Origin of the sequence: Kitasatospora sp. NPDC086801 (assembly GCF_044745805.1) — a bacterium.
Classification (GTDB): domain Bacteria; phylum Actinomycetota; class Actinomycetes; order Streptomycetales; family Streptomycetaceae; genus Kitasatospora.
In genome coordinates, this window is the sequence record NZ_JBIVAX010000018.1 from 17,116 (window position 1) to 30,277 (window position 13,162).

A 13,162-nucleotide genomic window follows, 5' to 3' on the forward strand; every position below is an offset into this window, starting at 1 on the left:
GCGGCACGTTGACTCCAGGGGGTGCGAGGTTGGGCGGGTGTGGTGGGGGTGGGGGCAGAACCAAGGACGGGGCTCAGGCCCATCAGGACCAGAAGTCGGCCATCCGGCGGTGGACGGCCTCGATGGCGGCCCGGAGCTCGGCGTGTCCGGCGGCCGAGCCGTAGACCGTGCCGAGCCGCCACTCGGTGCCGGCCCGCCAGTCGGCCCGCCAGGACGGGTCGATCGTGGCGTCCACCAGGTCCACCCCGGGGAGGTGGTGGAGGTCGTCGAGCACCTCGCCGGGGCCGGGGGCGAGGCCGTCGGCGGGCGGGGAGAGGAAGTACTGGAACGCCACCTTCGGGCAGCCCGCGCCCAGGGCGAGCACCGGCTCGGGCGGGTCGAACGCGCCGAGCGCCAGCCGGAGGGCGAGGAGGAGCAGGTCCGTCCCGGCGGAGCGCTTGAGGACGTCCGAGACGTGCCCGCCCAGGCGGCCGTTGACCTCGATCAGCCGAGGCCCGTCGGGGGTGAACTTGATCTCGGTGTGGGTGACGCCCTCGCGGATGCCGAGGGCCCGCAGCGCGCGTTGTTCCAGGGCCACGACCTCTGCGGCCACGCCGTCCGGGAGCAGGGGCGGGGTGAAGTAGCCGGTCTCCCGGAACGGGGGCGCCAGCGGCAGCTTGCCGGTGACCGCGACGGTGCGGATCTCGCCGCGGCTGATCGCGGACTCGACCGAGACGTAGTCGCCCCAGAACTCCCCCACCACGGTGGGGTCGCTCGCCAGGTACTCCTCCAGGACGAACACCGCCGGGGTCGTTGCGCCGTCGGTGAACTCGGCGTACCGGTCGGTGAGTTCCGTGGCGTTGCGGACCAGGCAGGTGTCCACGCTGCCGGCCCCCGAGCGGGGCTTGAGGACGGCGGGCAGCCTGGTCGCGGCGAGGGCCGGGCCGAGGTCGGCGGCGGAGTGGACCGCCCGGCAGGCGGTGGCCTGCACGCCCGCCGCCGCCAGGGCCTCGCGCTGGCGGAACTTGTCGACCAGGACCTCCACGGTGGCCCGGTCGTGGAACGGCACGCCGCACCGCGCGGCCACCGCCGCCGCCGTCCGGAGCAGGTGGTCGCTGAAGGTGATCACTCCGGCGGCGCCGAACTCGGCGGCCCGGTCGCACAGTTGCTCCTCGGTCAGGCCGGCCGTGTCCACCACGGTGGCCGACTTCGGCAACTGGGCCAGGTCGGCGGCCACCTTCGGGTCGCCGAGGTCGCCGAAGAAGACCACCGTGCACAGCCGCCGCCCGGCGGTCAGGACGCCGCGCGCGGTCGCCGAGCCCCGGCCGTAGACGACCAGCAGCACCGGGGGCGCCGGGGGCGCCGTAAGGACCGGGGGCGTCGGGTTCGAGCCGCCCATGTCAGCGCTCCTGCGGCTGGTGCGGGCCGAACGCCGCGCGCTCGGCGGCGACGGACCGGTGCTCCCAGGCCTCCCGGTCGCGCAGGTAGAGCGGCCGGTCGGCGACGATGGCCCGGGTCTCGGCCGAGCCGGCCGAGAGCCGCCACCGCACCGAGCCGGTGACGTGCGCCGAGCAGACCTCGATGAACGCCTGGCTGGCCCGGCGCAGTTCGCCGAACCAGCGGCCCTCCAGCGCCTCGCGGACCCACAGCTGCTCCTGGTTCAGCTTCTCCCGCAGCAGTTCGGCGGAGAGGACGGCCGTCTCCAGGTGGCGGCGCGAGCGCAGCAGCAGCCACGCGGCGGGCATCTCGCGGATCTCCAGCACCTTCGGCCCGTGGCCCAGGTGTTCGAGCCCGCTGTACCGGCCGAGGCCGTGGGCGCCGACCAGGTGGTTGAGGGTGTCGATCAGCTCGGTCAGCGGCAGCCGCCGGCCGTCCACCGCGACCGGGCGGCCCGCCTCGAAGGCGACCTCGACCGCCTCCGGGGCCTCGGCGGGGCGCAGCGCGCTCCACTGGTAGAGCCGCTCGGGCACGGCGTGGTCCTCGGGGTCGTCGAGGATCCCGGACTCGAACTCCCGGCACCACAGGTTGGAGTCGCCGCTGACCAGCCGCTCGCTCAGCTGCTCCAGGCCGGCTTCCTTGAGCTCGCGCATCTTCTGGTCCCGGTCCACCGGATCCAGGTCGTACGGGCTGCCGTAGCGCCCGGCGAAGCCGAGCAGTTCGAGGGCGCCGTTGAGTCGGCGCAGGGTGTTCTGGGAGCGGTTGGCGGTGTGCAGCACGGTGGTGGCGCCGAGTTCGCGGGCGGTGTCGACGGCGACCTTGGCGATCAGCGGCCGGCTGAGCGAGGAGCTGACCGGGTGGGTGTCGAGGTAGACGGCGTGCGCGGCGATGGCCGGGCGGACGTAGTCCTCGGCGAACTCCTGCCGGCCGTCGACCAGGTGCAGCCGGATGCCGAGCCGGTCGGCGATCCGCTGCTTGTGCTCGCTGCTCTCGTCCTCGCCGAGGTCGACGCTGACGGCGTGGACGTTGCGGGCGCCGGCCCGGACCAGGCGGTGCAGCAGGTAGCTGCTGTCCAGTCCGCCGCTGAACAGGGTGACGACGGGGGCCGACGGGTCGCGGGCGATGGTGTCGAGCTCGCCGAAGGAACGGACGACGTGGGGTGTCACCGCGATCCCTCCGTTCCCTGCTCGGCCAGGGCGGCGGTGAAGGCCGTCACCGTGGGTTCGTCGTACATCAGGTGCATCGGGACCTCGACGCCGAGCAGTGTCTCCAGCCTGCGCGTGGCGCGGACCACCTTGAAGGAGTCCCCGCCGATGTCGAAGAAGTCGTCGTCCGGGCCGATGGCGGGCAGTCCGAGGACCTCGCACCAGACCTCGGTGACGGTGGCGGCCACGCTGTCGCCGGGTGGCGCCTGCGGCTCGTCGGTGACGGTGGGCAGGACGGCGCCGGCCCGTTCGGTCAGCAGGGCGCGGTCCAGCTTGCCGTTGGCGGTCAGCGGCATCGTCTCGACGGTGGCCAGCGAGGCCGGGACCATGTACGGGGGCAGGGCGGCGCGCAGCGTCTCGCGCACGGCGGCGGTGACGCTCGCGGGTTCGGCGCCGGGTGCGAGCACCAGGAAGCCGACCAGCCGGGCGTCGCTGCCGCGGCCGTGGGCCACCACGGCGGCCTGCCGGACCTCGGGCACCCGCAGGGCCGCGGACTCGATCTCGCCCAGCTCGATCCGGTAGCCGCGGATCTTCACCTGGAGGTCGACCCGGCCGAGGAACTCCAGGCCGCCCACCGGGTGGGTGCGGACCAGGTCGCCCGAGCGGTAGAGCGGGCCGGGGCCGTCGCCGAGGTGGTCGGGGACGAAGCGCTCCGCGGTGAGCTCGGGGCGGTTGAGGTAGCCGAGGGCGAGGCCCTCGCCGCCGATGTAGAGCTCGCCGGGCTCGCCGTCCGGTACGGGCTTGCCGTCCTCGTCGAGGATCCACAGGGTGGTGTCCTCGATGGCCGGGCCGATGTAGACGGTGTCCAGGCCGGGGTCGCGCGGGGGCACCCAGGCGGTGCAGTAGATGGTGCACTCGCTCGGCCCGTAGAGGTTGGTGAGCGGCGCGGTGGACTGGGCGTGGAAGCGGCGGACCAGCTCGGGCGCGAGCGGCTCGCCGCCGGTGAGGACGCTCCGCAGGCCGTCGAAGCGCTCCTCGGGGCCGCGGGCCAGCAGGAACAGCTCCAGCAGCGAGACCACGCAGTAGAAGACGGTGATGTCGGCCGCGCGGATGGTCTCGGCGAGGTAGTCGGCGTCGCGCTGGCGGCCGGGGGCGGCGATGACGACGGTCGTGCCGGTGATCAGCGGCCAGTACACCTCGATCAGGAACATGTCGAAGCTGCACGCGGTGTGGTGCAGCATCCGGTCGTCCGGGCCGAGCCCGTGGCTGCGCTGGAGCGCCCGCAGGCGGGTGGTCACCGCGCGGTGCGGGATCAGCGAGGCCTTGGGCCGGCCGGTGGAGCCGGAGGTGTAGATGACGACCGCGGGCTGTTCGGCGAGGTCGGCCGCCGGCTCGAACGGGACGGCCGGGCGGGCCGCCGCGCACTCGTCGACGGTGACGACCTCGGTGCCGGGCAACTCGGGGAAGCGGGAGCGCAGTTCGGGGGTGGTGATCAGCAGCCGGGGCGCGCAGTCGGCCAGCATGTCGAGGGTGCGGCCGACCGGGTCGTTGACGTCGAAGGCGACCTGGGCGGCGCCGGCCAGGATCACCCCGGCCACGCTGACCACGAAGTCGGCCGAGCGCTCCAGGTAGACCGCGACCCGCTCGCCCGGGCGCACCCCCCGCTCGCGCAGCAGCGCGGCGACCCGCACGGTGCGGTTCCTGAGCTCGCCCGCGAGCAGCACCCGGTCGCCGTCGACCACGGCGGGCTGCGCCGGATCGGCCTCCCACCGGGAGAGCAGCAGGGTGTCGAGCCGTCGTTCGCCGTCGTCGAGAATCGTGGCCGTAGGGCTAGCCATGGAGGGTGTCCAATCGGTGTGGTCGGTGCAGGGGCGCCCCGGCGGCCGGGGCCGGCCGGGACGCCGGTTGGTTCACTGGTCGGCGTCGGCCGGGGCGTCGGCGTCGGCCGGTGCGTCGGTGCCGGCCAGGGCCGGGCCGATGGCCGCGGTGAGGTCGCGGACCGTGGAGGAGTCGAAGAGCAGCTCGATGTCGAGCGAGCAGCCGAGTTCCGCCTCCAGCCGGGAGACCAGTCGCAGGGCGCGCAGCGAGTCGCCGCCCAGCTCGAAGAAGTCGTCGTCCGGATCGACCTCCGGCAGCGCGAGGACCTCGCGGAACAGCCGGGCCACCAGCGCCTCGTGGTCCGCCGTGCCGGTCGGCCCGCCGGTCGGCGCGGCCTCGTCGGCGAACCCGGCCGGGGTGGGCAGGGCGAGCAGGTCGGTCTTGCCGGCCGGGGTGAGCGGCAGTTCGGCGAGGACGGTGACCGCCTCGGGGACCATGTACGAGGGCAGCGAGCGCCGCAGTCCGGCCTGGATCCCGGGGGCGTCGAGCGGGGCGCCCCGGTCGGCGGGCACCACCCAGGCGACCAGGCGGCCCTCCCGTACGGCGACCGCGGCCGCCGCCACCTCGGGCAGGGCCAGCAGGACCTGCTCGATCTCGCCGGGCTCGATCCGGTAGCCGCGCAGCTTGAGCTGGCGGTCCATCCGGCCGAGCAGTTCGATCCGCCCGTCGGGCAGGCGGCGGGCGTGGTCGCCGGTGCGGTACATCCGGCCGCCCGTGAACGGGTCGGCGACGAACCGTTCGGCCGTCAGTTCGGGCCGCTGCCAGTAGCCCTGGGCGACGCCGTCGCCGCCGATGCACAGCTCGCCGACGCAGCCGACCGGCAGCAGTTCGCCGTCCACGGTGTCCAGCACGTGCAGCACGGTGTTGGCGATCGGGCGGCCGACGGTGACCAGGGTGGTGTCGGCGGTGATCCGCTCGACGCTGGAGTACACGGTGGTCTCGGTCGGCCCGTACATGTTCCACACCGACTCGCCGCGCTCGGCCAGCGGCCCCGCCAGGTCCGCCGGGAAGGCCTCGCCGCAGCTGTAGAGCCGGGGCCGCCCGGCGCCCTGCCAGTCGGAGTCCAGCAGCGCCCGGTAGCGGGACGGGGTGGCCTGGAGCGCGGTGATGCCGTGCTCGACGCTGTAGCGGTCGAGTTCGCGGCCGCTCAGCCCGAGGGCCTGGCCGCCGACGTGCACCGTCGCGCCGACGGCGAGCGGCACCAGCAGCTCGGCCAGCGAGGTGTCGAAGCTGAGCGTGGTGAGGGCGAGGAAGCGGGTGTCGCCGTCGAGGCCCGGGTGACGGCGGGCCAGGCTGTCCACCAGGTTCGCCAGCGCCCGGTGGCCGACGGCGACGCCCTTGGGGCGGCCGGTGGAGCCGGAGGTGAACATCAGGTAGGCGAGGCCGTCCGGGGCTGCGCCCGGCAGCTCGGCGGCGGCGGGGTCGGTGGCCTCCTGGAGCGTCAGGTCGAGGTCGGCCAGGTCCAGGGAGGCCAGGTCGACGGCGGTGCCGTCCCAGCCGGCCAGCGCGGGCGCCCCGGTCGCGTCGGTGAGCACCACGGCCGGGGCCGCGTCCGCCAGGACGAGGCCGATCCGCTCCACCGGGTGGGCCGGGTCGAGCGGGACGAACGCGGCCCCGGCCCGGGCGACGGCCAGCATCGCGGTCACCAGGTCGGCGCTGCGGCCCAGGCAGACGCCCACCCGGTCGCCGGGGCGCACGCCGCGCGCGGCCAGCTGCCGGGCCAGGGCGTCGGCCCGCCGGTCGAGTTCGCGGTAGCTGTACCGGGTCTGCTGGTCGACCACCGCCGGGTGGTCCGGGCGGCTGCGGACCGCGTCGTCGATCAGCCCGGACAGCAGGGCCGACGGCTCGCCGCGGTCGATCTCGCTGCCGTTCCAGGTGTCGAGCTGGCGGGCGCGGGCCGCCTCGGGGACGGCCAGCAGCTCGCGGACCGGGCGGCCGGGCTGCGCGGCGATGCGGGTCAGCACCGCGACGACGTGGTCCAGCAGCGCGCGGGCCTCCTCTGGGGTGATCCGCCCGGCGTCCACCACCGCCTGGAGCTGCATCTCCGCCGAGGCCCGCACGACCAGGGTGACCGGGTAGTTGGTCCGGGTCTCGTAGCGGACGTCGCTGACCGTGACCGCGCCGTGGGAGAGCACCGCCTCGGTGCGGTCCGGGTAGTTCTCGACCACCACGACGGTGTCGAACAGCGGCACGCCGGGCGCGGTGTCGGCCCAGCGCTGGATGTCGGTCAGCGGAGTGTGCTGGTGGTCCAGCAGCGGGTGGCGGGTCGCGGCGTGGCGGGCCAGCCACTCGTCGCCGGGCAGCTCCCGGTCGATCCGCACCCGCACCGGGACGGTGTTGATGAACATCCCGAGCATCTGGTCCGCGCGGTCCAGGTCGACCGGACGGCCCGAGACGGTCACACCGACCACCACGTCGTCGCGGCCGGAGCAGCGCGCGACCGTCCCCGCCCAGGCGGCCTCGACCAGGCTGCTGAGCGTGGTGGCCCGGCCGGCGGCCAGCCGCCGGAGCCCGCTGACGGTCTCGGCGGGCAGCTCGGCCCGCACCGTGCGGAAGTCGCCGGACGGCTTGGCGCCCGGGCGCACGCCCGGCAGGCTCAGCGTCGCCGGCTCGCGGTAGCCCGCCAGGTAGCCGGTCCAGAACGCGCGGTCGCGCTCGGCCTCCTGACGGCCCAGCCAGGCGATGTACTCGCGGAAGGCGGGCGGCGCGGGCGGCTCGGCGGCGTCACCGGACAGTCCGGCGGTGACCTCGGCCAGCAGCAGCGCGGCGGACCAGCCGTCCAACAGCAGGTGGTGGTACGTCCACACCACCAGGTGCTCGTCGGGCAGGCGCAGCACCAGCAGCCGCATCAGCGGCGGCCGGGCCAGGTCGAAGCGCTCGCGGGCGCGCTGCTCCAGCTCCTCGGCGACGGCGCGCTCCCGGGCCGGCTCGTCCAGCCCGGACAGGTCGCGGAACTCGATCGGCAGGTCCGCCTTGGGCAGCACCACCTGGTGCGGGGTGCGGATCCGCTCGCGGACGAAGGCCGTGCGCAGCACCGGGTGCCGGGCGATCGCCCGCTGCCAGGCGGCGCCCAGCTCGGTCAGGTCCAGCTCGCCGCGCACCCGGAAGGTGGTCAGCTCGACGTACAGGCCGTGCTCGGGGGAGGTGGTGCTGTGGAAGAGCATCCCCTCCTGGGTCGGCGAGAGCGGGTAGATGTCCTCGATGTCGTTCACTTGGTGTCCTCTCCTGACCGGAACAGGGCGAATACCCGGGCCAGGTCGTCTTCGCTGAGGTCCGCGTCCGAGAACGCCTCGCCCGACCCCTTCGCGGGGGCCGGATCGGGCACGGGGGGAGCGGTGGGCGGGGCGGGGGTGTCGGACGCGGGCCCGGCGGCGGGCGCGCGGTCCGCGCGCAGCCGGGCGGCGAGCTGTCCGACGGTGGGGTGGGCGAAGAGGTCGCCGGGGGAGACGGTCAGTCCGAGCCGCTGGAGTTCGGCGGTGATCTGGACGATCAGCAGGGAGTCGCCGCCGAGTTCGAAGATGCTGTCCTCGGGACCGATCTTCGGGACGCCCAGCAGCCGGGACCAGACCGCGGCGATCCGCTCCTCCAGCCCCTCCGGTTCCTCGGAACCGGTCGCCGGTGCGGACGGCGCCGTGGCGGCCGCCGCCCGAGGGGCGGTCCGCCCGACCGCGCGGGGGCTGACCAGCACGTGCGGGAGGTGACGGTTGGCCAGGATCCGGTCGAAGGCCAGCAGGCCCTCCCGGGTCGGGATCCCGCCCTGCTCGGGCTCGCCGGCCGCGGCGTGCCCCGCGTCCGGGCCGGGGGCGGCCGGGGCCGGGCGCAGCACGAAGCCCTCGACGAGCACGGCTGGAGCGCCGTCCGGCCCGGCGACGACCACGTCGACGACCAGCGTGTCGCTCGCCCCGGCGTCACCGGAGCGGTGGTCGACCCGCACCACGGCCTCGGGGCCGAGCGGGCCGAGCACCACCAGGCGGCGGTACGCGACCGGCAGGTGGCTGCCGGTCCGGGCGGTGACGGCGCCGGTGGCGGTGTCCAGCAGCGCGGGGTGCAGCGGATGCGCGGTCAGGTCGCCGTGGAACGCCTCGGGCAGGCGCAGCCGCAGCATCGCCCCGCCGCGCCCGTCCTCGCGGACCTCGGTGACGCTCTCCCAGCGCGGGCCGGTGCGCAGCCCGCTGGCGCCGCCGACCTGTTGCCCGGCGGAGTGGGGCACCGGGGCGCAGCGGGCGGCGAGCCCGTCGAGGTCCAGGCGCTCGGGGGAGTCGCCCCGGTACGGCGCGATCCGGCCCTGGGCGTGCGGCCTGGACGGCACGGCGCTGGAGCGCACCTCCCACAGGTGCCCGCCGTCGGGCGCCGGACGCAGCCGCAGGGTGACCTCGGGCGGGGCGTCGGCGGGCATCCGCAGCGGGTGGGTGAAGACCGCGTCCAGCTCGACCGGCCCGTCCCCGACCGTCAACCGGTGCCCGGCGACGGCGAGTTCGAGCAGCGCGGTGCCGGGCAGGACCGGGACGTCACCGATCCGGTGCTCCTCGGCCGGCCAGGCGCTCTGCCCGGTGCGGCGCAGCCGCAGCTCCACCGTGCCGTCCGGCTCCGCCCGGCGGGCATCGAAGAGGGCGTGGTCGAGCACCTCGCCGCCGTCGAGCCAGTCGCGCAGTCCGGACCGCAGCGCCATGCCGGTCTGCGACCAGCGGTCCCAGCCGATCGACACCCCGGCCCGGGTGCCGGTGGCGAAGCTGTCCAGGAAGGCGTTGGCCCCGGTGTAGTCGGCCTGGCCGACCGCGCCGGTGACCGCCAGCACCGAGGAGCAGAGCACCAGCACCGGCCGGTCCACGGCCGTCAGCCGCTCCAGCAGGACGGTGCCGAGCACCTTGGGGGCGAGCACCCGCGCCATCTCCCCGGGGCTGCGCAGGGCGGTGACGCCGCCGCCGGGCACCCCGGCGGCGTGCACCACCCCGGCGATCGGGCCGTACGCGGCCCGGACCCGGTCGAGCGCGGCGCCGAGGGCGGCCTCGTCGGTGACGTCCGCCTGGACGAGGCAGAGCCGGGCGCCGTGCGCGGTCAGCCCGGCGAGGGCCTCGGCCAGCTCCGGCGGGCAGCTCGCGGCGGGCGCCGCGCCCCCGGGGCGCAGGCTCTGCCAGCCGGTGCCGTCGGGGACCGCGCGGCGGGTGAGCAGGACGAGGGTCCGGTCGGCGTCCTCGGCGAGGCGGCCGGCCACGGCCAGACCGATCCCGCCCAGGCCGCCGGTGACCAGCCACACGCCGGACGGCGCGGCGGGCTGCGGCCCGGCCGGGTCGGTGAGGACGGGCCGCTCCGGGGCCGGCACGAGGTGCGCCCGGCCGCGGACGGCGGTCAGCGGTGCCGGAGCGTGCCCGGAGCGCAGCTGCGCCACCACGGTCTGCGCCGCCACGGCCAGCTCGCCGGGCTCCCGGGTCGGGCAGTCCAGGTCGAGGGCCTGCACGGTGACGCCGGGCAGCTCCTGCGGCAGCACCCGCACCGCGCCCAGCCCGGCGGCGGCCTGCGGGGTGCGGGCGGGCTGCCCGTGCACCCCGTGGGCGGCGTCGGTGACCAGCAGCATCCGCAGCGGCCGGCCGGGGAACGCCTCGCCCAGGGCCCGGGCCAGCTGGACCGGGACGGTGAGGGCGCGCAGCGCGCCGTCGGCCGCCTCGCCCGGGGTGGCCGAGCGCAGCGGCGGGGTGTCCAGGGCCCAGCAGGAGAGGACGGCGTCCGGCGCGGTGCCGCGCGCGGCCAGGGCGGCGGCCAGCGCGGGGAAGGCGGCGGGGTCGTCGGCGTCGAGCGTGAACGGGGTGCCGTGCGTGAGCGCGGTGGACGCCCCGGCGCGGACCAGGCTGACCTGGGCACCGGCGGCGGCGAGCTCTCCGGCGACGGCCTCGGCGAGGCCGGACTCGTCGGCGAGCAGCAGCACCGACGGCGGGAGCGGCCCGGTGCCGGACGGCGGCAGGGCCTGCGTCCAGGACACGACGTGCAGCCAGTCGTCCACGCCGCTCGCACCGTCGGAAACCTGCGCGGGCCCGGTGGGGCCCTGGACGGTGACGGCGGCGGGCTCGGCGGCGGCGGGCTCGAACCAGTGCCGGGTGGGCTCGAACGGGTAGCCCGGCAGCGAGACGTGCCGGCGCCCGGCCCGCTCGCCGAGGGCGGACCAGTCGACCTCGGCGCCCCGCTCCCACAGCCGGGCCAGCGCGGTGAGCCGGGCCGGCGGCTGGTCCGGGGCGGGCGCGGCGCCGCCGAGGGCGGGCAGCGCCGGGCGTGCGGTCCCCAGGGTCCGCACGGCGAAGCCGCTCAGCCCCCGGCCGGGGCCGAGTTCCAGCAGCGGGCCGTCGCCCGGCAGCGCGGTGAGCGCGTCGGCGAACCGGACGGTGTGCCGCAGCTGGCGCGCCCAGTACTCCGGCGACGCGGCCTCCTCGGCGGTGAGCTCACGCCCGGTCAGGCCGGAGACGAGCGGCACGGCGGGCGCCTGGACCGGGACGGCGGCGACCAGCCGCGCGAACTCCTCCAGCAGCGGCTCGGCGTCCCGGGAGTGGAAGGCGTGCCGGACGGCCAGCTGCCGGGCGGCCACGCCGCGCGCGGCCAGCCGCTCGGCGAGCCGCGCCACCGCCTCGGGGGCGCCGGCCACCACGCAGCGGTCGGGCGCGTTGACGGCGGCCAGCTCCGGCCCGGCCGGGTCGTCCAGCAGGGCGCGCAGCTCCGACTCGGGCAGCGGGACGCTCAGCATCGCGCCGGGCGCCATGGTGCCCATCAGCCGGCCGCGTTCGGCCACCAGCCGGGCGGCGCCGGGCAGGTCGAAGACCCCGGCGGCGCAGGCGGCCGCGAACTCGCCGACGCTGTGCCCGGCGAGTGCGACCGGCCGGATGCCGAGCCCCGTCCACCACGCGGTGAGCGCGTACTCCACCGCGAACAGGGCCGGCTGGGCGGTCTCGGTCCGGTCGAACAGGTCCGGGTGGGCCGGGTCGAGCAGCAGCTCGCGCAGCGGCGCCGTGGTCCACGGCCGCAGGGCCTCCAGGCAGCGGTCGAGCGCGGCGCGGAAGAGCGGCTCGGCGCGGTACGGCTCCGCCGCCATGCCGGGGTGGCCGGCCCCCTGCCCGGGGTAGAGGAAGGCCACCTTCCGACCGGTTCCGACGGCCTGGACGGCCTGGGCGGCGGGGGACGTCTCGCCCGAACGCCCGGTCAGGACGGCGCGCCGCCACGGGTGGTGGCGCCGCCTGGTCTGGAGGGTGAACGCGGCGTCGCCCGCGCCGGGCGCACCGGGGGCGGCCAGGGCCGCGCCGATCCGCTCGGCGGCCCGGTCGAGCGCCCGCTCGCTCCTGGCGGACAGCGGCAGCAGCTCCCACTGCGCGGGCTCGGCGGCGGGCGGCGCGGGCAGCGGCGGCGCGTCCTGGAGGATCAGGTGGGCGTTGGTGCCGCCGATGCCGAAGGAGCTGACGCCCGCGATCCGGGCGCCGTCCCGGCCGGACCACGGCTCGGCCTCGGTCAGCACCCGGAACAGGCCCGGGGCCAGTTCGGGGCTGGGGCTCTCGAAGTGCACGGTCGGCAGCAGCGTGCGGTGCTGGAGCGCGAGCACCGTCTTGATCAGCCCGGCCATCCCGGCGCAGGTGTCCAGGTGACCGACGTTCGACTTGACCGCGCCGAGCACCCGGCGGGAGTCCGGGGCGTCCGCGAACACCCGCCCCAGCGCGGCGAGTTCGATCCGGTCGCCGAGCGCGGTGCCGGTGCCGTGCGCCTCGATGCAGGAGACCTCGCCGGGCGTGACCCCGGCCACGGACTGCGCCGCCGAGACGACCCGGACCTGTCCGTCCAGGCTCGGCGCGGTGAAGCCGACCTTGCGGTTCCCGTCGTTGTTGACCGCCGAACCGAGCAGCACGGCCCGTACGGTGTCGCCGTCGGCGACCGCGTCGGCCAGCCGCTTCAGCACCACCACGCCGACGCCGCTGCCGAAGACCGTGCCGGTCGCGTCGGCGTCGAAGGGGCGGCAGTGCCCGTCGGCGGAGAGGATGCCGCCCTCGGCGTGCAGGTAGCCGAGCCCCTGGCCGATCCCGGCGGAGACGGCGCCGGCCAGCGCCACGTCGCACTCGCCGCTGAGCAGCGCCTCGGCGGCCAGGTGGACCGCGACCAGGGCGGAGGAGCAGGCGCTCTGCACGCTCAGGCTCGGGCCGGTCAGGCCCAGCCGGTAGGAGGTCTGGGTGGCGAGGTAGTCCTTGTCCCCGGCGGCCAGCCACTGGACGTCGGCCCGGTCGGCCAGGTGGGCCGCGTTGGGCAGCAGGTGGTGCGTCAGGTAGGAGTTGAAGCCGGCCGAGGCGTAGACGCCCACGCCGCCCTCGACACCGTCCGTCGGCTGACCGGCGTCCTCCAGCGCGGTGACGGCGCACTGGAGGAACAGCCGGTGCTGGGGGTCCATCAGCTCGGCGTCGCGGGGCGGGATGCCGAAGTACTCGGCGTCGAACTCCGCGAGGCCCTCCAGCACGCCGCCCGCCCCGACGAACCGGGGGTCGGCCAGCCGTTCGGCCGGGACGCCCAGGGCCGCCAGCTCCTCGGGGCTCCGGAAGGTGATGCTCTCGCGGCCAGCGACCAGGTTGGCCCAGAAGGCCCCGGCGTCGGGAGCTCCGGGGAACCGGCAGGCGAGGCCGGTCACGGCGATCGCGTCCGGCAGGTCCGGCGGTGCGCCGGCCGGGCCCCCGGGGGCGTGGGTGGTCATCGGGCTTTCTCCTCATGGG

Annotated in this window: 5 protein-coding genes; all 5 read right to left on the minus strand. The window is 76.5% G+C overall.

Annotated elements, in window-relative coordinates; genetic code table 11:
- Positions 1 to 82: 82 nt before the first annotated feature.
- On the minus strand, positions 83 to 1,378 hold the full coding sequence (locus tag ACIPLC_RS20105) for an acetyl-CoA carboxylase biotin carboxylase subunit family protein (RefSeq protein WP_400474349.1): 1,296 nt from the start codon (positions 1,376 to 1,378) through the stop codon (positions 83 to 85).
- Position 1,379: 1 nt separating this feature from the next.
- On the minus strand, positions 1,380 to 2,582 hold the full coding sequence (locus tag ACIPLC_RS20110; RefSeq protein WP_400474350.1) for an argininosuccinate synthase-related protein: 1,203 nt from the start codon (positions 2,580 to 2,582) through the stop codon (positions 1,380 to 1,382).
- Positions 2,579 to 4,399 (minus strand): amino acid adenylation domain-containing protein, encoded by a 1,821-nt coding sequence (locus ACIPLC_RS20115; protein WP_400474351.1) that lies wholly within the window; start codon positions 4,397 to 4,399, stop codon positions 2,579 to 2,581. Before ACIPLC_RS20115 ends, ACIPLC_RS20110 begins: the two co-directional genes overlap by 4 nt.
- A 72-nt stretch (positions 4,400 to 4,471) precedes the next feature.
- The gene (locus ACIPLC_RS20120; protein ID WP_400474352.1) at positions 4,472 to 7,651 is read right to left on the minus strand and encodes an amino acid adenylation domain-containing protein; all 3,180 of its coding nucleotides are present in this window, start codon (positions 7,649 to 7,651) and stop codon (positions 4,472 to 4,474) included.
- Positions 7,648 to 13,143, minus strand: a complete 5,496-nt coding sequence (locus tag ACIPLC_RS20125; protein ID WP_400474353.1) for an SDR family NAD(P)-dependent oxidoreductase — start codon at positions 13,141 to 13,143, stop codon at positions 7,648 to 7,650. Before ACIPLC_RS20125 ends, ACIPLC_RS20120 begins: the two co-directional genes overlap by 4 nt.
- Positions 13,144 to 13,162: the final 19 nt, after the last annotated feature.